Annotated in this window: 24 protein-coding genes and 1 tRNA gene; 5 read left to right on the forward strand and 20 right to left on the reverse strand. The window is 32.8% G+C overall.

What is annotated here, in order from left to right; genetic code table 11:
• The first annotated feature begins 31 nt into the window (after nucleotides 1-31).
• Nucleotides 32-1,009: an aminodeoxychorismate synthase component I gene (locus KKQ76_RS11425; RefSeq protein ID WP_213197244.1), complete on the forward strand. Its 978-nt coding sequence runs from the start codon at nucleotides 32-34 to the stop codon at nucleotides 1,007-1,009.
• Entirely contained in the window at nucleotides 993-1,619 is a 627-nt protein-coding gene (locus KKQ76_RS11430; protein ID WP_213197245.1) for an aminotransferase class IV, read from the forward strand. The genes KKQ76_RS11425 and KKQ76_RS11430 overlap by 17 nt, the downstream gene beginning before the upstream one ends.
• Nucleotides 1,620-2,217: 598 nt before the next feature.
• On the opposite strand, the gene menD is transcribed toward KKQ76_RS11430, so the two are convergent.
• The 4 genes from menD to KKQ76_RS11450 all read right to left on the reverse strand — a co-directional run bounded on the left by menD (nucleotide 2,218) and on the right by KKQ76_RS11450 (nucleotide 6,198).
• Nucleotides 2,218-3,885 (reverse strand): 2-succinyl-5-enolpyruvyl-6-hydroxy-3-cyclohexene-1-carboxylic-acid synthase, encoded by a 1,668-nt coding sequence (gene menD, locus KKQ76_RS11435; RefSeq protein WP_213197246.1) that lies wholly within the window; start codon nucleotides 3,883-3,885, stop codon nucleotides 2,218-2,220.
• 257 nt (nucleotides 3,886-4,142) lie between these two features.
• Nucleotides 4,143-4,219: transfer RNA gene (locus KKQ76_RS11440), tRNA-Asn, on the reverse strand.
• A 77-nt stretch (nucleotides 4,220-4,296) separates the two neighbouring features.
• Nucleotides 4,297-5,640: an RIP metalloprotease RseP gene (gene rseP / locus KKQ76_RS11445; RefSeq protein WP_213197247.1), complete on the reverse strand. Its 1,344-nt coding sequence runs from the start codon at nucleotides 5,638-5,640 to the stop codon at nucleotides 4,297-4,299.
• Nucleotides 5,641-5,757: 117 nt separating this feature from the next.
• Nucleotides 5,758-6,198, reverse strand: coding sequence for a DUF6646 family protein (locus tag KKQ76_RS11450; RefSeq protein WP_213197248.1), 441 nt, complete (start codon nucleotides 6,196-6,198; stop codon nucleotides 5,758-5,760).
• 131 nt (nucleotides 6,199-6,329) lie between these two features.
• On the opposite strand from KKQ76_RS11450, the gene KKQ76_RS11455 reads away from it, so the two are divergent.
• Entirely contained in the window at nucleotides 6,330-7,085 is a 756-nt protein-coding gene (locus KKQ76_RS11455; RefSeq protein WP_213197249.1) for an amidohydrolase, read from the forward strand.
• A gap of 44 nt (nucleotides 7,086-7,129) precedes the next feature.
• On the opposite strand, the gene KKQ76_RS11460 is transcribed toward KKQ76_RS11455, so the two are convergent.
• Nucleotides 7,130-7,543 (reverse strand): YybH family protein, encoded by a 414-nt coding sequence (locus KKQ76_RS11460; RefSeq protein ID WP_213197250.1) that lies wholly within the window; start codon nucleotides 7,541-7,543, stop codon nucleotides 7,130-7,132.
• 195 nt (nucleotides 7,544-7,738) lie between these two features.
• Here KKQ76_RS11460 and KKQ76_RS11465 point away from each other — a divergent pair, with 195 nt between their 5' ends.
• Nucleotides 7,739-8,317, forward strand: coding sequence for a Tll0287-like domain-containing protein (locus tag KKQ76_RS11465; protein ID WP_213197251.1), 579 nt, complete (start codon nucleotides 7,739-7,741; stop codon nucleotides 8,315-8,317).
• A 79-nt stretch (nucleotides 8,318-8,396) separates the two neighbouring features.
• On the opposite strand, the gene KKQ76_RS11470 is transcribed toward KKQ76_RS11465, so the two are convergent.
• The 15 genes from KKQ76_RS11470 to KKQ76_RS11540 form a co-directional block, all read right to left on the reverse strand.
• Nucleotides 8,397-9,302 (reverse strand): DUF4476 domain-containing protein, encoded by a 906-nt coding sequence (locus KKQ76_RS11470; protein WP_213197252.1) that lies wholly within the window; start codon nucleotides 9,300-9,302, stop codon nucleotides 8,397-8,399.
• Nucleotides 9,303-9,585: 283 nt separating this feature from the next.
• Nucleotides 9,586-10,467 (reverse strand): helix-turn-helix domain-containing protein, encoded by an 882-nt coding sequence (locus KKQ76_RS11475; RefSeq protein WP_213197253.1) that lies wholly within the window; start codon nucleotides 10,465-10,467, stop codon nucleotides 9,586-9,588.
• Between the two features lie 8 nt (nucleotides 10,468-10,475).
• Complete coding sequence (locus tag KKQ76_RS11480; RefSeq protein ID WP_069800441.1) at nucleotides 10,476-10,775, reverse strand: thioredoxin family protein; 300 nt, start codon at nucleotides 10,773-10,775, stop codon at nucleotides 10,476-10,478.
• Between the two features lie 54 nt (nucleotides 10,776-10,829).
• Nucleotides 10,830-11,027, reverse strand: a complete 198-nt coding sequence (locus KKQ76_RS11485) for a hypothetical protein (RefSeq protein ID WP_069800439.1) — start codon at nucleotides 11,025-11,027, stop codon at nucleotides 10,830-10,832.
• A gap of 1 nt (nucleotide 11,028) precedes the next feature.
• A complete protein-coding gene (locus KKQ76_RS11490; protein WP_213190337.1) occupies nucleotides 11,029-11,340 on the reverse strand; it encodes a rhodanese-like domain-containing protein in 312 nt (103 codons plus the stop codon).
• Between the two features lie 3 nt (nucleotides 11,341-11,343).
• Nucleotides 11,344-11,547 carry a DUF6132 family protein gene (locus KKQ76_RS11495; RefSeq protein ID WP_213190338.1) on the reverse strand — a complete coding sequence of 68 codons (204 nt, stop codon included), beginning with the start codon at nucleotides 11,545-11,547 and terminating at the stop codon, nucleotides 11,344-11,346.
• Between the two features lie 59 nt (nucleotides 11,548-11,606).
• Nucleotides 11,607-11,810 carry a YgaP family membrane protein gene (locus KKQ76_RS11500; RefSeq protein WP_213197254.1) on the reverse strand — a complete coding sequence of 68 codons (204 nt, stop codon included), beginning with the start codon at nucleotides 11,808-11,810 and terminating at the stop codon, nucleotides 11,607-11,609.
• A 21-nt stretch (nucleotides 11,811-11,831) separates the two neighbouring features.
• Nucleotides 11,832-12,413 carry a methyltransferase gene (locus tag KKQ76_RS11505; protein WP_213197255.1) on the reverse strand — a complete coding sequence of 194 codons (582 nt, stop codon included), beginning with the start codon at nucleotides 12,411-12,413 and terminating at the stop codon, nucleotides 11,832-11,834.
• 2 nt (nucleotides 12,414-12,415) lie between these two features.
• Entirely contained in the window at nucleotides 12,416-12,712 is a 297-nt protein-coding gene (locus tag KKQ76_RS11510; RefSeq protein WP_213197256.1) for a cupin domain-containing protein, read from the reverse strand.
• Complete coding sequence (locus KKQ76_RS11515) at nucleotides 12,712-14,124, reverse strand: MBL fold metallo-hydrolase (RefSeq protein ID WP_213197257.1); 1,413 nt, start codon at nucleotides 14,122-14,124, stop codon at nucleotides 12,712-12,714. Before KKQ76_RS11515 ends, KKQ76_RS11510 begins: the two co-directional genes overlap by 1 nt.
• Before the next feature lie 155 nt (nucleotides 14,125-14,279).
• Entirely contained in the window at nucleotides 14,280-15,065 is a 786-nt protein-coding gene (locus KKQ76_RS11520) for a sulfite exporter TauE/SafE family protein (protein WP_213197258.1), read from the reverse strand.
• Nucleotides 15,066-15,127: 62 nt separating this feature from the next.
• On the reverse strand, nucleotides 15,128-15,745 hold the full coding sequence (locus KKQ76_RS11525) for a Crp/Fnr family transcriptional regulator (RefSeq protein WP_104792901.1): 618 nt from the start codon (nucleotides 15,743-15,745) through the stop codon (nucleotides 15,128-15,130).
• Complete coding sequence (locus KKQ76_RS11530) at nucleotides 15,746-16,189, reverse strand: hypothetical protein (RefSeq protein ID WP_213197259.1); 444 nt, start codon at nucleotides 16,187-16,189, stop codon at nucleotides 15,746-15,748.
• 181 nt (nucleotides 16,190-16,370) lie between these two features.
• On the reverse strand, nucleotides 16,371-18,371 hold the full coding sequence (locus KKQ76_RS11535) for a TonB-dependent receptor domain-containing protein (protein ID WP_213197260.1): 2,001 nt from the start codon (nucleotides 18,369-18,371) through the stop codon (nucleotides 16,371-16,373).
• A 93-nt stretch (nucleotides 18,372-18,464) separates the two neighbouring features.
• A complete protein-coding gene (locus KKQ76_RS11540) occupies nucleotides 18,465-18,833 on the reverse strand; it encodes a hypothetical protein (protein ID WP_213197261.1) in 369 nt (122 codons plus the stop codon).
• Nucleotides 18,834-18,966: 133 nt separating this feature from the next.
• Here KKQ76_RS11540 and KKQ76_RS11545 point away from each other — a divergent pair, with 133 nt between their 5' ends.
• Complete coding sequence (locus tag KKQ76_RS11545; protein ID WP_213197262.1) at nucleotides 18,967-20,502, forward strand: helicase HerA-like domain-containing protein; 1,536 nt, start codon at nucleotides 18,967-18,969, stop codon at nucleotides 20,500-20,502.
• The last annotated feature ends 2 nt before the right edge of the window (nucleotides 20,503-20,504 follow it).

Genomic DNA, 20,504 nt, shown 5'->3' on the forward strand with positions numbered 1-20,504 from the left:
AATCTCAAGTTCTAATTTGTAAATTTGCGCGATGTTAAAAATCAACGAACAGAAATTTTTAGAAATGGACGAGCTTTCTCTGCAGAAAGTTCCTTTCTTTTTTGTGATTGATTTTTTAATGGAAAATGTGCTTATTTTTAGTCAAGAAGATTTAGAAAGACAAGAGATTTTAGTGGATTTCCCTAATTTTAAAAATGTTCAAAAATCAACTTATGAAACGAAAGAAGTCTCGTGGAAATCTTTTCCTCAATCCAAAGAAGATTACCAAAAAGGTTTTGAAATCGTGCAAAATCATTTGAAATTGGGAGATTCTTATTTGATCAATTACACTTGCGAAACTCCTATTGAGACTAATCTTTCTTTAGAAGAAATTTTCTATCAATCTGATGCAAAGTATAAAGTTTTACTTCCAGAGAATTTTACTTTTTTTTCTCCAGAAACTTTTGTGGAAATTAAAAATCAAGAGATTTTTACGCATCCTATGAAAGGAACTATCGAAGCGTCTGTTCCAAATGCGATAGATGAACTAAAAAATTCGGTGAAAGAAAAAGCAGAACATTACACCGTAGTAGATTTGCTTAGAAACGACTTGAGTATGGTTGCAGATTGGGTGAAATTAGATGAATTCCAGAGGATAGATTTCTTAAAAACTCGAAACAAAAATCTCTATGCAATGAGTTCTGAAATTTCGGGAAAAGTAAAGCCAGAATTTCAAAATAAAATAGGAAGTTTGATGAAAACCTTACTTCCTGCAGGAAGTATTTTGGGCGCTCCAAAACCCAAAACCTTAGAAATTATCTTAGAAGCAGAAACTTATGAAAGAGGGTTTTACACAGGAGTTTGTGGTTATTTTGATGGGGAGAATTTAGATTCTTGTGTGATGATTCGGTTTATTCAACAAAATGGAGAAAATTTAACATTCCGAAGTGGCGGTGGAATTACACATTTGAGTAAATTAGCAGATGAATACCAAGAAATGAAAAATAAAATTTATGTCCCGATTCATTGAAAGCATTAAAATAGAAGACCAAAAAGCCTTTTTGCTAGACTTACATCAAAAACGAGTGAACCAAACTTTTGCACATTTTGGCAAAGAAGGTTCTATAGATTTGGCCAAAATTTTTAAAAATTTAGAACATGATGAAGATGGTTTGTACAAACTGCGCATCGTTTATGATTTAGATAAAAAATTCACTACGCAACTCATTCCTTATGCGATTCCCGAAATAGAAAATTTTCAGTTGGTGGAAAATAATTCTTACGATTATTCTTTCAAATTTGAAGATAGAAAGGAATTTGAACGCATGAAAACCAAAGCCAAAACAGAAGAAATCATTGTAGTGAAAAACAATCACATTACGGATACTTCTTATACCAATATTCTTTTTTTGAAAGGCAAAGAATGGTTTACGCCGACAACTTATCTGTTAAACGGTGTGATGCGTCAAAATTTGCTTCACGAAAAGAAAATAAAAGAAACCGAAATTACACTTCAAAATATTAAGGAATTCTCTCATTTTCAGTTGATTAATGCCATGAATGATTTCGATGATATGTTTATTTATCCTATCGAGAGAATTGTAAATTTACCAGAAAGTTCTGATTATTTGGGTGTTTAGTTTATGAATGCATTTGATTTGTTTATGAAAGATAATTCTCTGATTTGGTGAATTTTTTGTTTATTTTTTGGTTTAAGTATTATTGTGTACTCTATAAAGAATACTAAATATTCAAAAAGAAGATTAAAAGAATTAGAGCTAGAATTGAAAAATGATCATTCCAAATATTTTAATTATGGATTAAATAAAAGTATTTTTTATAGAGCTATTGTTAGTATTATTCTTGGAATTGGATTTGTTTTTTATGGAATTTTTGTTATTATAGGCTATTCACAAAATTTTAGAGAATAGTATAATTAAAAAAACAATTTTAGATAGCGTTCCTACGGAACGCCTTTTTTATGACGAAACATTACTACACATATTCGGTTCCTACGGAACCTTTTACGGTAAATTTTTATGTGAGTAAGATTAAAAGTTAAAAATAGTGTTCCGGATAGATTGCTCCAATTTATCGGTAAACGTAATGTTTTTAAACTTTTTTTTGTTGTTATTAAAAAATAAGATTAAAAGATGATAAATCTTGAGTCTATTTTCAAACCTTACACAAGAATCTGCTTAATCAGCAAAATCAGCGAGAAAAATTTTTGAAAAATATCTACTTCAAAAACTTAAAATATTCTTTCAAAACTTCTGCGTTTTGAATATCGGCTGTGTTGATTTCTAAAATTTTTGGCTTAGCTTCTGGCTTAAAGAAATTGTCTAGAACTCTTAGCAGCGTATCTTCGTCATCCACTTTAAAATATCCAAAACCGAAATGTTTGGCTAGATTTTCGCAGTTTTTCTGATGTTTGGTTGCGATAAATTCGTCTATTGCGTTAGAAGTGGTAGGTCCCGGAATAATTCTAAAAATATTTCCTTCACCGTTATTCATCACGATAATTCTAGTGTACGGCGGAATGTAATTGTTCCAAAGTCCATTAATATCATAGAAAAATCCAAGTTCGCCAGAAATCAAAATTGTAGGATTTTCGTTCATCATCGCAAAACCCATGGCAGTAGAAGTAGAGCCGTCTATACCGCTGGTTCCACGGTTGCAATAAATGTTGTGATTTTGTGAATACGGGAACAATTCTGCATAGCGAATCGCCGAAGAATTAGAAATATGAATGTTATAATTGTTCGGAATTTTTTGTTCTAAAATTTGGAAAATTTTAAAATCTGAGAAATCTATTGTCTTGCAATATTCATCGTGTTTTGCATCTTTTTTATCACGAAGAACATCCCAAAGATTAAAATAAGCTGATGGTTCTAATTTGGCAAATTTCAACAACTGACTGAAGAAAATCTCTGGTTTTGTTTTGATTTCTTGAGTCAAAGCAAAATAAGTGTTGGGTTGCCAAAATTCATCAATATGCCAGTGATTTTGAGGTTTTGCTTTTCTCAAAAATTCTTTCACTTTTTTAGAAACCACATTTTGCCCAATCGTAATGAGTAAATCTGGAGCGTAGCTTCTGAAATCTTCTTCGTTGAAATTAAAAACATATCGGTCAATATGATTGAAAAACTTGTCGTGATAGAGGTTAGAATTCGCTTCTGTAAGCACAACCACCGAATGATTTTTCACGAATTGCGACAATAAACTTTGGAGTTCAGGATTTTTGTCAAGCGTTCCTGCTAAAATCAAAATTCTTTTAGCCACATTAAATTCAGAAACTAGAGTAGAAGAAATCTCGAAATCTCTTTTCTGAATGGTTTTTTCAATGCTAGGAAAAACTGGCAATTCTGTAGCGTATTGGTATAAAGGTTCTGTAAGCGGAATATTGATATGAACCGGACCTTGTTTCTCAAAACACAATTCTATCGCTGTTTTTACGATTTTTAAGTTCTCTTCTTCTGCATTTTCTTTGTCGTCTTCCAAAAGCTGAAAATCTCCATAAGAATGCTGTTGAAACAAATTTTTTTGACGAATGGTTTGTCCATCAAATAAATCTACAAAATCTGTAGGTCTGTCTGCGGTAAGTACCAAAAGTGGAACGTTCTGATAAAACGCTTCTACCACAGCTGGATAATAATTGGTAGCTGCAGAACCAGAGGTACAAGAAATTGCTACTGGTTGTTTAAGCGATTTTGCCATTCCCATCGCTACAAAAGCAGCGCTTCTTTCATCTATGATGCTGAAACATTCAAAAGAATCTAGCTCTGAAAAATGAATAGCAAGTGGAGCATTTCTGCTTCCTGGCGAAATTACCATTTTGTCTATTCCATATTGTTGAAGAACGTGTCCTAAAATCTGAATACTGCGTTTTGATGAGAATTGTTTCATAAATACAAAGGTATGAGATTTTTTGGAGTTTTTTAAATTTCAAAATAAGTTCGGGAGATGATATTTGATATGTCTCATTTTAATTTTCTCAAATTCTAGAAAGGAATATGATTTTTAAAAATTATATAGAGTTTGCCGAAAAGTATGCCTTTTTTAACCAAAAAGACCACTGACTTGAGAAATTCTAGTGGAATAACTTTTATAAAATATTGAGAATGAAATAAAAACAAAAAACCACCACATTACTGTGATGGTTTTGGCGCCTTTTGCTGGGCTCGAACCAGCGACCCTCTGATTAACAGTCAGATGCTCTAACCGACTGAGCTAAAAAGGCTACTCTTGTTGTTTTGAGTGGTGCAAATATAATACGTTTTTTCTATTTGCGCAAAATATTTTTTGAAAAAATTTACATTATTTTAAAAATGGTGAAATGATAAATTTGTAAATATCTGATCCAAAGATTAATAGCATTAATCCCATTAAAAAGATTACTCCAATCATTTGTGCATTTTCTAAAACTTTTTGAGGAACTGGTTTGCCTGTGATGAGTTCCCAAGTCGTAAATAAGGCGTGACCACCGTCTAATCCTGGAATTGGAAGTATGTTTAAAAATGCTAACCAAGCAGAAAACATAGCCGTAAAACTCCAAAAAGCAACCCAATCGATTTCTTTCGGCATCATTTTCACAATTGCAATCGGGCCTCCTACATTTTTGTAGCCTTTGATTTTTTTGTTGAACATTAATTTAAACTGCTTAATCTGCATCGTAAGAGATTCTACAGTTCTCTCAAAACCTCTGCCAATTGCTGGTAAAAAGCTGTATTCTTGATTGGTTACTGTGTTGTTGAAAGCAGCTTCAGCTTCTTTAAAATCTGGTCTGAAGCCTATTTTTCCTTCTTTGTTTGTATTGAAAGTAAATCTTTTTAATTCATTATTTCTAAAAACATCTACAGTAATTGGTTGGTTTTTCTTTCCAGCTAATCCGTCCGTAAATTCATCAAAAAATCTAATCGTTTTACCGTTAAGTGCTATAATTTTATCTCCTTTTTGAAACCCAGCTTTCTTTGCAGGGCCTTCTGCTAAAGAATCTACTACTGGCGCAAATCTGTTTTGTATATAAAGTTTAGCCGTTTTTGAACCTAAAATATGGGCAATTCCGTCTTCTTTTGGTGCGAAAGAAACTTCTTTACCGTTTCTAAGTACTGTGATTTCATTGGCAAGAAGCATATTAATCATAGAATTTTCCATTCTTACGGCAGGTTTTCCATCTATTTTTAAGATTTTGTCGCCGTTCATCAATCCCATTTTTGCCCCTTCTTCAGAAACCGCAATTCCATTCTCAAATTTTGCTAAATCATGGTATTTTTCGCCAACAGATAAATTCAATCCTGTGTAAATAGCCCAAGCTAAAATAAGATTCACGAAAATACCACCTAACATAATGATAAGTCTTTGCCAAGCTGGTTTGCTTCTGAATTCCCAAGGTTGAGCAGGTTGTTTCAGTTGTTCAGTATCCATACTTTCGTCTACCATTCCTGCGATTTTTACATAACCACCAAAGGGTAACCAGCCAATTCCGTATTCGGTTTCGCCAATTTTTTTCTTTGCCAAAGAAAACCATGGATCAAAGAATAAGTAGAATTTATCTACTCTACATTTAAACCATTTTGCAGGTAAAAAATGCCCTAATTCGTGTAGAATAACGAGAATTGAAATACTTAATATAAACTGAAATATCTGCGTTGCTAATTCCATTAAATTTTAATTTTTTTAAAGTTATGCAAATGTAATAATTCTCTCTCACTAAAACTGTACCAAATAAAAAAAGACGCCAAAAAGCGTCTTTTCCATTAAATATTGTTGAATTTTTTATTAGAAGTTAAATGATAAACCTATGCTACCATTGTTACCAGCTTCTATAAATGCACCTACATTATTGTTGAAGAAATATCTTACACCTAAGTGTGCACCTAATCCGAATGTGTTTCCTAATAAACCTACATCTAAACCAGGATATAAATCCCATTTACTCGGCATATTAAGAGCGTCTTGAAGGTGGAAATTTACTCTACCAAAAACGAAAACGTTATTGTCTTCATTATTGTCTCTGTATCCATCAAAATAGAAATTTGCTCCTGCACCTAAAGAAACTACGTTAGAAAGTCCGTAGTCATACGTTGCTGTAACACCAGTTCCGTTTCCGTAACCGTTAAAACCAACTTGTAATTTTTGGTCGCCTTTACCTTGCCATGCTTGTGCAAATGCTAATTGTCCTGCGAACAACATTGTGCATGCTAATACTAATTTTTTCATAAGAATATTTATTTTTAAGTTTTATTTGAATTTCTGTTTTTCTAACGACAAATTTATAGTAATGTTGCCTAACGAAGAGACTTTTGTGGTAATTTTGTAAAACATTTTAAAAATTCTGAAACCTAAGCATTATGAAAATCATCGGTTTAAGTCAAAATATTATTTGGAAAGAAAAATATGAAAATTTTCTTTTGATAGAAGAAAAATTTAAAGATTTAGAAGCAGATTTGTTTTTGCTTCCAGAGATGTTTACCACTGGTTTCTACATGAAAGCTCAGGAAGTTGCAGATGAAGAAGAACAAGCATTGTCTTGGATGAAGAATTTTGCCAAAACTAAAAATGCTGCAATTGGAGGAAGCGTTTCTGTGAAGGATAATGACAAGTTCTATAACCGATTTTATTTTGTAAAACCAGACGGAACTTACCATCAATACGATAAAAGACATCTCTTTTCTTACACAGGTGAAGATAAAGTGTACACTGCTGGAACAGAAAGAGTAGTGGTGGAATACTTAGGATTCAGGTTTTTATTACAAGTTTGTTTTGATGCAAGATTTCCAGTTTTTGCGAGAAACAGAAAAGATTATGATGTCATTCTAAATGTCGCAAATTGGCCAGAAACCAGAGTTCTGGCGTGGGAAACATTAAATAGAGCAAGAGCAATCGAAAATCAAGCCTATGTTTTTGCCCTAAATAGAACTGGCGAAGACGGAAATAACTTAAAATATCAAGAGAGTAGCCATTGTTTTTTTGCAGATGGAACAGATGTTTCTACTAAAAATGGAGATTTAATCTTTGCAGAATTAGATTTGCATAAATTAGAAGCTTTCAGAAAAGAGTTTCCTTTTTTAAATGATGCAGATGACTTTAAAATAGGAGAGTTTTAGAATATTACAGATAAATTTTTCTCTACAACTCTACCATTCTATAGCTAGTTTGTATGGTCTGAAATAATTTTCCAGCCGTCATTAAATTTCTGGAAAACCAAGGTGTAAATTCCATTAGGAGTGTCATTAGCACGGATAAGTTTCCACTTTCCGAAAACATAAGCATGTTTTTTACCTAGCATTTTCACTTGAATGTCAGAAAATTCTAGAATGCCCATCATTTCTTTGTTGGGATAAGTTTTTTTGTAATTGTCTAGTGTTTTTTGCCAACCGTAAGTTGGTCCTTTTGAACCGATAAAAAGAAGTGAATCATCTTTCCAATATCCTTTAATAAAATTTTCGATATCGCCATTATTCCAAGCGGTTTGTTGTGTATGCAAAACTTTCAAAATGTCTTTTTCTTGTGAGAAAAAGATGCCGAAACTTGATAACAAAATAATTGTAAAAAGATTTTTCATATGAAAATATTTATTTTTTTCAAAGGTCATATGCAATCGCTGGCTCAAAAGCTTGCTCGAACTTAATGAAGTTAATTATCAATGAATATTGGTGTTTTTTTATTCATTGCGATTTCATAATTCATTAACTTTGGGTAAAAGTAACAAAAGTTACGCTCAGTCAAGCATTAAATTCACAAATTTGAAAAAACAATTATGAAAACAAGAATTTACTTAACGCTCGCAGTTTCAGGAATATTTTTGGTTCAATGTTCCAAAGAAACGGGAAATAAAGGTGTTTTGCCCAAGGAAATTATTCCGCAAAAACAATTAACGAAGGCTGATTTTAAAAAAATCGCCGAAGAAACCAAAAAGAATTTGGTGACCAATCTTACGCAGAAAATTTCTGAAAAAGGAGCTGAAAATGCTTTAGAATTTTGTAATGTAAACGCCATTCCGCTTACCAAACAGTTGGAAGACCAGCATAATGTGATGATAAAAAGAGTTTCTGATAAAAATAGAAATCCTGATAACGCAGCAAATGCTGCTGAATTGAAAATTATAGAACAGTTCAAAGCACAATTGGCCAAAAAAGAAGAACTAAAAGCAACGATGGAAAACGGAGTTTTTTATGCGCCAATTACCACTAATAATATGTGTTTACAATGTCATGGCTCCGAAAAAGATATAAAACCTGAAACCTTAGCGAAAATAAAATCACTCTATCCTAATGATAAAGCAATTGGGTATCAAGAGAATGAAATGCGAGGTTTGATGGTAATTAAACCGAACTAAATGAAGTGTTTCCATATAAAGAAAGTCGGCTTCAGAATTTCTGAAACCGACTTTTTGTATATATGAATGAATGATTGGGTTATCTTTGGTTTTGAACAAATTTGTTCAATTCTCTGGCGTAACTTTCGAAGTCAAAGGTGTCGTATAATTCGAAATAATTTCTTTTGTCTACACAATTTCTATAAGCCATCTTTGCAAATTCTAATCTGTTTTTATCAAAACTAAACTCTTTCATCACCGCTTTGATTTGTCTTGTGTTAAAATCAGTTCTATTGAGTTGGCTTTTTAAGAAATCTAATCTTCTGTCATCAAAACTTTGTTTTTTCAGCATTTGTAAGAAAGAAGAGAATTCTCTGTCACTCATTACATTTCCGTAAGTATCTCCGTATCCGTAATCGTTTTGATAATCATCATAAGGATCCCAAGAGTTTCCGTTTCCATTACCGTAAGGACTGTTCCAAGTGTCATTCCATACATTTCCGTAGTTGTTTCTTAGGTTGTAAGTTCCTAAAAGATATAAACCTTGATGTGTAAAATAGTCTAAAACCAATCTGGTGTTGTTTTTAATGTTGATTCTAGTTCTGTACACTAGGAAATTTCTTTCATAGATAGAAATAACGTTGTTTCCTGGCATCAAGTCAAAAAATCTAAATTTACCTGACGCGTTAGAAATTTTTTGGTCGCCAATTTCTATGCTAAAGTAACCTTGCTCTGGAATTCTTAAGAAAACTTCGGCGTAACCATAAGCGTAGTTTTGGTTCCAATTATAATTAGGTCTTGACTTTTCTGTAGAATTTCTAAAACCATTATCGTTTCTAAAAACTGAAGATTTATCTTGAGAATTATTTCTGCCAAAAGCTTCATTTTTTGCAGAAGTTTCGGTTTTGCTCGCTTCGTTTTTTAATAATTCTCCGGCTTTTCCTGCTTCTTGTGCACTAAATCCTAGTGCGATGAATGCGGCTAATAAAAAATAAAATTTTCTCATATTATATTTATTTAAATAAGTTTTTCTTGGCTGCTTCTAAAGTCTTGCCTCGAAAAACTTAGGGTTGCTGTTATGAGATATTCTATTTCCGTGCCAAAGTCAGAAAACGCTTTCTGGAAAGGGTTTATAAAGGAAAAACGCAACAAAATTTTATGATTTTAGTTGCGTTTTTTATAAAAAATATGAAAAGTTTTGCGTTTGTTCTGAGTGTAATTTTACAATACAAAGGTATGCTAAGAATTGCAATAAATTCTTGTAAAAAATCTTCGAGAAATGGTAATTTTTATTTATTAAGATGTTGTCTGAATTCAGAAGGCGAAATCTTAGCGTGTGTTTTGAAAAACTTGGTAAAATACGAATTGTCTTCAAAGCCTAATTGAAAAGAAATTTGAGAAATGCTTAATTCTGAGTTGATAAGCAATCTTTTGGCTTCTAAAATAATCCTATTTCTAATGATTTCTCCAGCCTTTTTGCCTGCAAAAGTTCTACATACGAAATTGAGGTAATTTGCAGTAATCGCGAGCTTGTCTGCATAAAATTTGGGATAATGTTCAGCGGTATAGTTTTCTTCTACCAGCTTTTGGAATTTATTAATTAAAATTCTTTGATTGGTAATATTTATGTTTTCGTCTGTATTTTCTTCGTCGTTTAAAATGAAGTAAAACAATTCGAGAAGATAAATTCTGATTAAATCTTCGGATTTTCTTTTTTGTTGTTTGTATTCGAAATTAATTTTGTCAAAAATTTCTTTGAGTTCTTCAGCTTTGTCTTTTTTGATTTGATAAGAAGTGAAGTTTCCATTAATTCTGAAAAATGGCAATTTATCTATACAATGAGATTTTGCGAGAAATGAAGTAAAAAATTCTGCATTGAAATTAATCAAATAACCTTTGGTCACTTGTTTTTTGAAATTCAAATCATGTACTTGTCCCGCAGAAATAAAATAAATGATGGGCGAATCTATAGAATAATCTTCGAAATCTATTTTATGAATTCCAGCGCCTTCTTCTACGTACAGAATCTGGTGAAAAGTGTGACGATGAGGTTTTTCTGGAATAAAACTTTTTTCTGTCAATAAATCTTGCAATTCATGAACTACGATTTCACTTTCTGAATTTTCAGTAGAAATTAAATCGCAAGCGCTATAAACAGGAAAATTACTCATAAATGAGATTATTTGTGTTGATTGATGAGATTCACCAAGGTATTTACATCATGTACGCCACTTTCTCTCCAAAGCATTTCACCTTTTTTGAAAAGAGCAAGGGTAGGAACGCCTCTCACGTTATATTGAGCCGCAATATCAGGATATTGGTCTACATCTATTTTTATAATTCTGGCATTATCTCCTACTTGTTCTTTTACAGTGACTAATACAGAAGATTGTACTCTGCATGGTTGACACCACACTGCAAAAAAGTCTATTAACACTGGTTTTTCAGAACTGATGATTTCTTGAAATTTTTGTGACATATCTCTTTGTTTTATAAAAAGTTAAAACAAATTTACTAAAAAAAGACAGAGAAACTATGGTAGGTTTTTATGATTTGTGACAGTACAATTTCCTGAAGCGCAACCAAATTTAAAAACAGACATGGCAACAAAATACAACCCAAATGGAATGAGAATCCACATTTTATCCATTACAGATTGTGCTACAATCCATATTCCGCCAATCAAATAGACGATTCTTCTCAAATTCCAATCACTAAAGAAATTTCTCATTTTATGATAATTTGTTTTTGAGGCTCATCCAACCGCCACCATTATAAACTTCTGTAAATCCACTGTTTTGTAAAATGCTTTTTGCAGCAGCACTTCTTGCGCCACTTGCACAACATGTGATTACAGGTTTGTTTTTATTGATTTTTCCTAAATTTTGACTTAGCGATTGTAGCGGAACGTTTTTAGCGCCTTTTACATGACCACCATTAAATTCTGCAGGCGTTCTTACGTCTATAATTTGAGCTCCATTTTTTACTAATTCTGCGTAGTCCACACTTTTACCGCCAAATAAGTTTTTTAAAAATCCTAACATGTTTTATTTATTTTCTTTTGTTTTTTCGAAAGTTGAAAGAATAAGATAACCCATCACCATACCATAAACCGAACTGTTGATAGGTTTAGACGTAATGGCACAAGTTCCTGTGTTGCACCCAATAAAATGGTAATAAGCGTAACCTAAAATTCCGCCTAATACGATTCCGATGAGTCCTAATTTGTATTTTTTAATAAAATTTTCCATAATTTTTGATAAATTTTGCCAAAGTTTTTAAAAACTCAACTTTGGCAAAATTTTAATTTTTACTCTTTTTTGCAAGTGTTAATGCCAAATAAAGTATAAAGCGGACAAAAGCCGATGGCTCCTGTTAATAGAAAAACGAAAGCAACTGCAGTTGCTGCGATTCCCCAAGTTCCTTCAATCACTTTAAGGTAAACCAAAACGGCTAAAATTAATGCAACGAAAAGTCTGATGTACTTATCTGTTGCTCCCATGTTTTTTTTCATATTTTTTGTTTTATGGTGAGTTTATTTTTTAGTGAAGTTAATAAAAACTTCGGTGTTTTGTCTTGGTTTTATACTGTTGTAGCAGTTTTCTAATTTTTTAATCTCGAATTTTTCACTGAAAAGAGATTTATATTCCTCAATATTTCCACCAAATGGAGGGAATGGATTCCCAAAGTCTTTATTGAACATTACTCCAATGATTTTGCCATTTTCGGTAAGTAAATCGTGCATTTTTTCTACATATTTTGCTCTTAAAACTGGATCAAGTGCGCAGAAAAATGTTTGTTCTACAATGATGTCATATTTTCCTTGGTGTTCGAAAAAATCTTCGCAGATAACTTCTACTTCATGATGAGAAAATTTCTGAGAAATCACATCGCAAGCTTTCTGAGCAATGTCTAGAAGCGTGATGTTTGTAAAACCTTCTTCTAAAAGCAATTCTGCTTCGTGAGCATTTCCGCAGCCGGGAATTAATATTTTTACCTCTTTATCTTCTACTTGCAAAAAATATTCTGCAATAGGTGAAGAAGCTTCGCCTATGTCCCAACCTATTTCGCCATTTTCCCAGCGTGAATTCCAAAAATTTTGATCGAATTGATTCAATTTTATAACTCTTTTACAATTAAGAATACATTTTCTATATCTCTTCCTACTACTTCGTGTTCTACATTTACGGGGATTTCGTAAACATCTCCATCTCTTAAAACGACGGTTTCTCCAGAGATGTTAAAATCTACTTTTCCTCTTAGTAAAACTAAAGTTGCAGGAATAGTTGTGATATGCTTTGCTAACACTTGTTTTTCTGATAAGCCTACGGTAAAAAGGTTGACTTTTTCAGATTTTTTGATGCTTACCACAGAAGGTTTATCTCCTGTGAAGTCTGTTTTCTCGAAAATATTCATTACAATGCAGTTTTACTTTGACACACAAAATCTGTAGTAGGAACTTTTTCTGTTTTTTTAATTCCGTTAAAACCACCTTCTACTTCTGTGAAGTTTCTATAACCTCTTGCTTGTAAAATACTTGCGGCAATCATACTTCTGTAGCCACCTGCACAATGCAAGAAAAAATGTTCATCTGGATTGATGTTTCCTACCCAATCATTAATGTATGCTAATGGTTTGCTATAAGCATCATTTACGTGTTCTGCGGCATATTCTCCTTCTTTTCTTACGTCAATAACCTTGCTGTTTTCATTGAATTTTTCTGCAAATTCTTCTGGCGAAATTCTATGAACGGTATCAATTTCTTTTCCTGAATTTTTCCAACTTTCAAAGCCGCCTTTTAAGTATCCTAAAACATTATCAAATCCCACTCTAGAAAGTCTAGTAATGGTTTCTTCTTCAGTACAATCATCACATACCAAAAGAATAGGTTGTTGTACGTCTACAATCATGCTACCAACCCAAGGTGCAAAATCACCTTTCAACCCGATATTAATCGATTGAGGAATAAATCCTTTGTGAAACTCTGCAGCATTTCTAGTGTCTAAAATTAAAGCTCCAGTTTCTTCGGCAGCAGTTTCAAATTCATCTACTGAAAGTGAGGTTTTACCTTTTGCTAAAACTTCATCAAAACTGGTATAGCCTTTTTTGTTCATCGCTACATTCATACCGAAATATTTCGGTGGAGCGGTTAAACCATCTAAAACTGCAGCAATAAAACTTTCTTTAGAGGTTTGTTTTAGAGCATAATTGGTTTGTTTTTGATTTCCTAAAGTGTCTACTGTTTCTTTTTGCATGTTTTTTCCGCATGCAGAACCAGCACCATGAGCTGGATAAACGGTAATATCATCTTCTAAAGGAAGAATTTTATGGTACAATGAATCATAAAGCAAACCTGCTAATTCTTCTTGTGTAAGATTTGCCGCTTTTTGAGCTAAATCAGGTCTTCCTACATCTCCTAAGAATAAAGTATCACCAGAGAAAATTGCATGGTTTTTACCATTTTCGTCTATCAATAAATAAGTAGAACTTTCCATGGTATGACCAGGAGTATGAAGAACTTTGATTTTTATTTTTCCAATTTCAAAAATTTGATTGTCTTCTGCTACGATGGCTTCAAATTCTGGCGCAGCAGTTGGGCCATAAATAATAGGAGCACCTGTTTTTTTAGATAAATCTACATGACCAGATACAAAATCTGCATGAAAATGGGTCTCAAAAATGTATTTGAGTTTTACGTTATCTTTTGCTAATCTATCAAGATAAGGTTGTACCTCTCTTAATGGATCAATGATGGCTGCTTCTCCTTCAGAAACAATGTAATAAGCTCCTTGAGCTAAACAACCGGTATAAATTTGTTCTATTTTCATTTTAATATTTTTATATGTTACTACACTACGAAGTTACAACAAAAAATCTATGACTTTTTTTTCTTCGCAATTTGTAGTACAAAAATGGGGTAAATTTTAATAGATTTCTGTAACAAAAATCACATAGTTCGATAGAGAAATACTATTTAAAAGATTTAGTGAAAAAAGATTTCTTTGATGATGATATAAATTCCCATCATCAAAACAAACCAACCGAAAATAGGTTTCAGTTTTTTGCCATCTATTTTTTTTGCCAACTGAATTCCAATCATCATTCCAATGACAGCAATTGAAGTGAAAATCAATAGAAATTGCCAATTGATTCCTGTTTTTTGAGAACTTAAAAAACCTAAAAGAGAATTCATAGAAATAATCATCATAGAAGTTCCGATGGCTTTTTTCATTTCTAAATTCAGCAACATAACCAATGCAGGAACAATGAGAAAACCACCACCTGCTCCAATCATCCCTGTAATCATTCCTACAGCAATTCCTTGAGTAACCAACATTGGATATTGCGGACTTTGATTAGTAGTTTCTATTTTTTGATTTCCTACAATCATTTTAATGGAAGAAATGAGCATTAACGCAGCAAATAGAACTAAAATGAATAGATTTTTCTCAATAGGAAATGTTCCTATGCTGAAAAGAGGATCAGGAAGATGAGGTAAAATAATTTTGCGAACAAAAATCACAGAAAATACAGAAGGAATCCCGAATAATAAAGCGGTTTTGAAATCTACATTTCCTTGTCTGGCGTTTCCTGTAGCGCCAACTGCACTCGCAACTCCTACTACAAAAAGGGAAAGAGTAGTTGCGGTTAAAGCGTTCATATCAAACAGATAGACAAAAATTGGAACACCTAAAATACTGCCACCACCGCCAATTATTCCCATAATTAGCCCGATGATAAGTGCGAAAAAGTATCCTAAGATTTCCATTAATCAAATTTTTGCAAAGTTCTGTTTTGTAAAAATAAAAAAATGCAACTTAAGTTGCATTTTTATGATAAAAGTTCAATTTTATTTCTTCCTAATTTTAATTTGCCATCTTCTTCCAGCGATTTTAGTAGTCTGGAAACCACTACTCTGGCTGTTCCTAATTCATTGGCCAATTGTTCGTGTGTGGTGTGAATGATTTTAGAATCGGTAAGTTCTGATTTTTTTTGAAGCAAAGAAAGCAATCTATCATCCACTTTTTTGAAAGTTACTTCATTTACCATTTCCAGCAATTCTTCAAAACGTTTATGGTATAATTTGAAAATATAATCCAACCATTCTGGATGCGTTTTGATGAGTTGCGCAACTTTTTCTGTGGGCAAGAACAATATTTCCGCATCTTCTTCTACTTCGGCTTTTACTTTAGAGGTTTCCCCGTGTAAACCACCAAGGAAAGACATTACGCAACTTTCACCAGCTTTTATATAATAAAGTAGAATTTCTCTACCATCTTCTTCGGTTCGCATTACTTTTATACTTCCTTTGGTAACGATAGGAATAGAACGAATTCTTGCGTTTTCGTCTAAAATAACATCGCCAGCTTCGTAATTTTTTATAATGCTGTATTCGTATAACTGTTTTAAAAGTTCTGGTGTTGCGCTAAATTCTGTAGTTTTTGACATTTAAAAAATATTTTTAATTTCAAAGTTATCACTTCCCATTTCTATGGTTTCGCCTAATGTTTTGCCTTTTACGTTTTGGTAAATAGGAGCATCTTCTGAGAACGAAATTACATCCTTGTCTCCCAATTTAAATGCAGGAACAGAAACCCCGATGAACAGATAATTCTTATTGGTCTCTAATAAAGCACCAGCTTCTGCAATTTCCTTAGTTTCTAATTTAGAATCTTCTAAAAATTTCAGATTTTGTTTGGCTTCGTTCAGCATTTTTTCAAAACGAAGTTGCATATCTTTGGCTTCTGTTTGTCTGGCATAATCTTCTGGGTCTAACGTGTTATCTTCGTCAATATCAGATTCATGCTTGTAACGTTCCACCGAAGCTTTTAGGTTATCAATAACTTTTTGATACTCATCTATAATTTTAGATAAAATAAATGCTTTATCCATGATTTTTTATTTTTGATGATTAACAAATTTAAGCAAAATTATTGACATTCTCATGTGTGAAAAGAGATGAGGTTTGTCAACCTTCTAAAAGTAAAGCCTAGGGAAATTCGCTAGGCTCTCTTAGACTAAAAAATAAAACTTTTGTGCCTAAAATGTTTTAGACACAAAAGATAAAAAAGTATTAAAAATTATAGCTAAAACCAATGTTGAAGCTTCTACCAACGGCTAAAATTCTTTGTTTTTTATTGGTAGAAAGTGTTCTGTTTAAATGTTCTGCATAAGCACGGTCAAAAATGTTTAAAACATCAAAACTTAAAGTAGCATTTTTGAAAACATTGTATTTTGAGGTGAAATCAAACACAGAAAATTCTGGAGTAGTAAATTCACCAAAAGTAGGATTGATTCTGCTTTGTTTTGCAGAATATCTGTAATGAAGTCCCAAACTTACTGGCGAAAAATCTGCTAACACATTCCAACGGAAATCTAGCGGAGCGATTTCTGGCAAAGGATTATTAGTGCTCAAGTCTTCTGCATAGGTATAAGCTGCCGCCAATTCTGTGCGAAATTTTGGTAAAAATTGCCAATTAAATCTGGTTTCCACTCCCGTTTTGAATGCTTTTTCTATATTTTGGATTTGTCTGGTTCCTGGTGCCGTCATAGAATACGGTTTGATGGGAACAATCACTCCAGAAATATAATTTTCTAAATAAGAATAGAAAACATCTGCTTGGAAGAAAATATTATCTTTTTTATGGGTGAAAATAAGGTCGATTTGATTGTTGGTTTCAGGTTTTAATTCAGGATTTCCTACCAATTCATAAGCGTCTATTCCTACAGCAAATCTATTGATATATCTTTCGGTTAAGCTTCCACTTCGTTGTGCTCTTCCTAGCCAAATTCCTAACTGATTATGGTTGCACAAATTTTTATTGTAACCTAAACTCAAACTGTGATTAAAATTTTCTGCTTTTCCATCTCCATAAAGTGTTTTGAAAAGATTAGAAAGGGCTTTTGCATCACCTTTATTGTAATCTAAACGAAGAGAAGCTACTAATTTTGAATTTTTAAAATTCATTTGATATTCATTAAACCATCCGATTTGTTCAATAGAAGAATCATGCCAAGAAGTTCCATCTCTCATTGGCATCATTGCAGGCATAATCATTCTGATATTTTCTGCGCCTTCATGTTTGTAATCTAAACCAGTGTAGAAAATGTTTTTTCCAAAAACGAATTTAGATTCTAATCGGGCTCCATAAGTGGTAGATTGTACGTCAGAAACCATTTTTCTATCAGGAGTTCCCATAGAATGGTCTACGAAAGAATAATAAGAATTAAAATCTAAATGTTTTAAATATTTTTGGTTGAATTCTGCCAAATGTTTTAACTGGAACATCCATGTTTTATCATAGATTAAATCCATGTTTAGCGCAGCAAATTCTACATCTCTTCCTTGATTGGTATTGATTTGTAATGTGGTTATATTTTGGTCATTCCATTTGAAATTTCCTTTAGTTCCCATGTTGTATCTTAGGAAAGCAGAACGAACTTCGTCACCGTTTCCATCTTTGTAGCGGTCTCCTTTTTGATAAGAACCGAATAAATCCCAAACAATTTTTTGGTGTGAAAGTTGAGAAAATAATTCATTTCTAAAAACGTTTCCATTGCTTTCGTAGCCGGATGAAATTCTACCGCCTAGTTTTAAATTTTCTGTAAATTCTGGAGCAAGGGTCACGAAATTAATGGTTCCTCCGAAAGAATTTCCATAACGGAAATGATAAGGACCTTTGTAAATTTCAGCTTCTTGAACCATGTTCATATTCACTTGAGAAACTGCAGGATCCATTCTACTTGGGCACGCATTTACGGCATGAGCTGCTCCGTCAATAACAATATTCAACTGCTCATATTTGAAACCTCTCAAAACAGGGTCTGTAGCATAATTTCCTGCTTTTTTAATTCCGTTAATTTCTGGAATAGAATTCAGGAATTTTCCCGCATCGTGATTCAGTAAATCAGATTGTTTAGTTTCTAAGTTTTGTTTGTTTTGAGATTTAGGTAAAACTTTGGTAATTTTTACTACTTCTATATTTCGGTAAGTGCTGTCTTGTTCTTGTTGAGCGAATAAAGTGTGGGTTGTTGCAAAAAATATTGCAGCAATGCTATAAAGTTTAATATTCATTGTTTTTAAAATTTAGATTAAATAATCATGTGTCACTGCACTTCATCAAATCATGATAAAGAGAAATGTTCTGAGCGAAAAAAGTGATTAGGTTTAAGCTAAATTTTTCGGAGGATCCGGTAGAATGTGAGTATAACCATCTAAAGTGAAAATATGGTTATATGAAAACTTTTTAGTTTTGAGTTCCAAAGAAAAAGGATTTTTGATTTCAGTTTCTATGGGTTTAGAAGGGAGAATGTTCAGTTCAAAAGCATATTTAATCTGTGAAGCTGGATTTTGAGATTGCTCCGTTGCTTTCTTAACCTGACATTTACCGTTACAGTCTAATTCTGGTTTTTGTTTGTTAATACAATACGTTTCGTAGAATTCTGTATTGATTTGATAGTCTACATAGAAAAGTGAGTTCTGGAAACTTGCCAGAAATATGATAGAAGATAATATGAAAGAAATAGCACTTTTCATTGCATTACAAAAATAGGACAAATTTGTCTTATTATGCAAATGATTTTAATCAGGGCAAAAATACATTTAAAAAATAATTTCGCAGAAGTATTTCTAAATTTTTTAAATTTAAAGGTTGAAAAAAAAGAAAATAATGGCAGAAAAATCAAAATTTATAGAAGAACTTAATAGTAGATATCAACCAAAAGGAGAATATATCGTTCTAGGAAAGGGAATGTTAGACGGAGAAGTAATTACCGAAGTAGATGTTACCGTTCCTCTAAAAACGGTCAATAGACATGGTCTGATTGCAGGAGCTACAGGTACAGGAAAAACCAAAACGCTACAAGTTTTTGTAGAACAGCTTTCGCATAAAGGTATTCCAACTTTAGTGATGGATATTAAAGGTGACCTTTCTGGAATTGCTGTAGAAGGCGAACAAAATGATAAAATTAACGAAAGATATGCGAAAACGCAATTGCCATATCAGCCACAATCTTTTCCAGTAGAACTCATGACTATTTCTGCGGAAAAAGGTTTGAAACTGAGAGCTACCGTTACAGAATTTGGTCCAGTTTTACTTTCTAAAATTTTAGGATTAAATGAAACGCAGTCAAGTATTATGTCTATCGTTTTCAAATATGCAGATGATAAAGCATTGCCGCTCATTGATTTAGAAGATTTGAAAAAAGTTTTGCAATATGTAACTGATAACGCAGAAGGTAAAAAAGAATTAGCAGATAATTATGGTTCTATTTCGCCAGCTTCTCTAGGTGCAATTCTTCGTTCAATTGTAGCGATGGAACAACAAGGAGCAACTAGTTTTTTCGGTGAACCAAGTTTTGATGTTGAAGATTTACTGCAAACCAGAGGCGGAAAAGGCGTGGTAAACGTTTTGAGAGTTGCAGATATTCAGAATCAACCGCAATTATTTTCTACGTTTATGCTTTCGCTTTTTGCAGAAATTTACATGACTTTTCCAGAAGAAGGAGACAGCGGAAAACCAAAATTAGTCCTTTTTATAGACGAAGCGCATTTGATTTTCAATGAAGCGAGTAAAGCTTTGCTTTCGCAGATAGAAACGATGGTGAAGCTCATCCGTTCAAAAGGAGTAGGAATTTATTTTATTACTCAAATTCCGGGAGATGTTCCAGAAAATGTACTTTCTCAATTAGGGCTTAAAATTCAGCACGCTTTGCGTGGTTTCACGGCAAAAGACAGAAAAGAAATTGATAAAGCGGTAGAAAATTATCCTATTACCGAATATTATGACGCAGCCAATTTAATTCAGAATTTAGGAATTGGCGAAGCTTTCGTCACAGCGCTTGATGAGAAGGGAATTCCAACTCCATTGGTTCATACTTATTTGATTTCTCCAGAATCTAGAATGGATGTTTTGACTTCTGAAGAGATAGACGATTTGGTTAATTCTTCTGATTTGGTTAAAAAATATAAAAATGAGGTAGATAAAGAATCTGCCTACGAAATTTTAGCCAAACGCATGGAACAAGCTGCGGAAGTAGAAAAAGAAGTAGCACAAGAAAAATCTACGGCAAGACAACCCAAAGAAGAACCAGGAATGTTCGAGCAAGTCATGAAATCTAGAGCTGGAAGAACATTCACCACAACTTTAGCCAGAGAAGGCGCCAAATTTGTCCTCGGAATGTTTGGTTTGAAGATGAGAAGGTAAAA

Source organism: Cloacibacterium caeni (assembly GCF_907163105.1).
GTDB lineage: Bacteria > Bacteroidota > Bacteroidia > Flavobacteriales > Weeksellaceae > Cloacibacterium > Cloacibacterium caeni_A.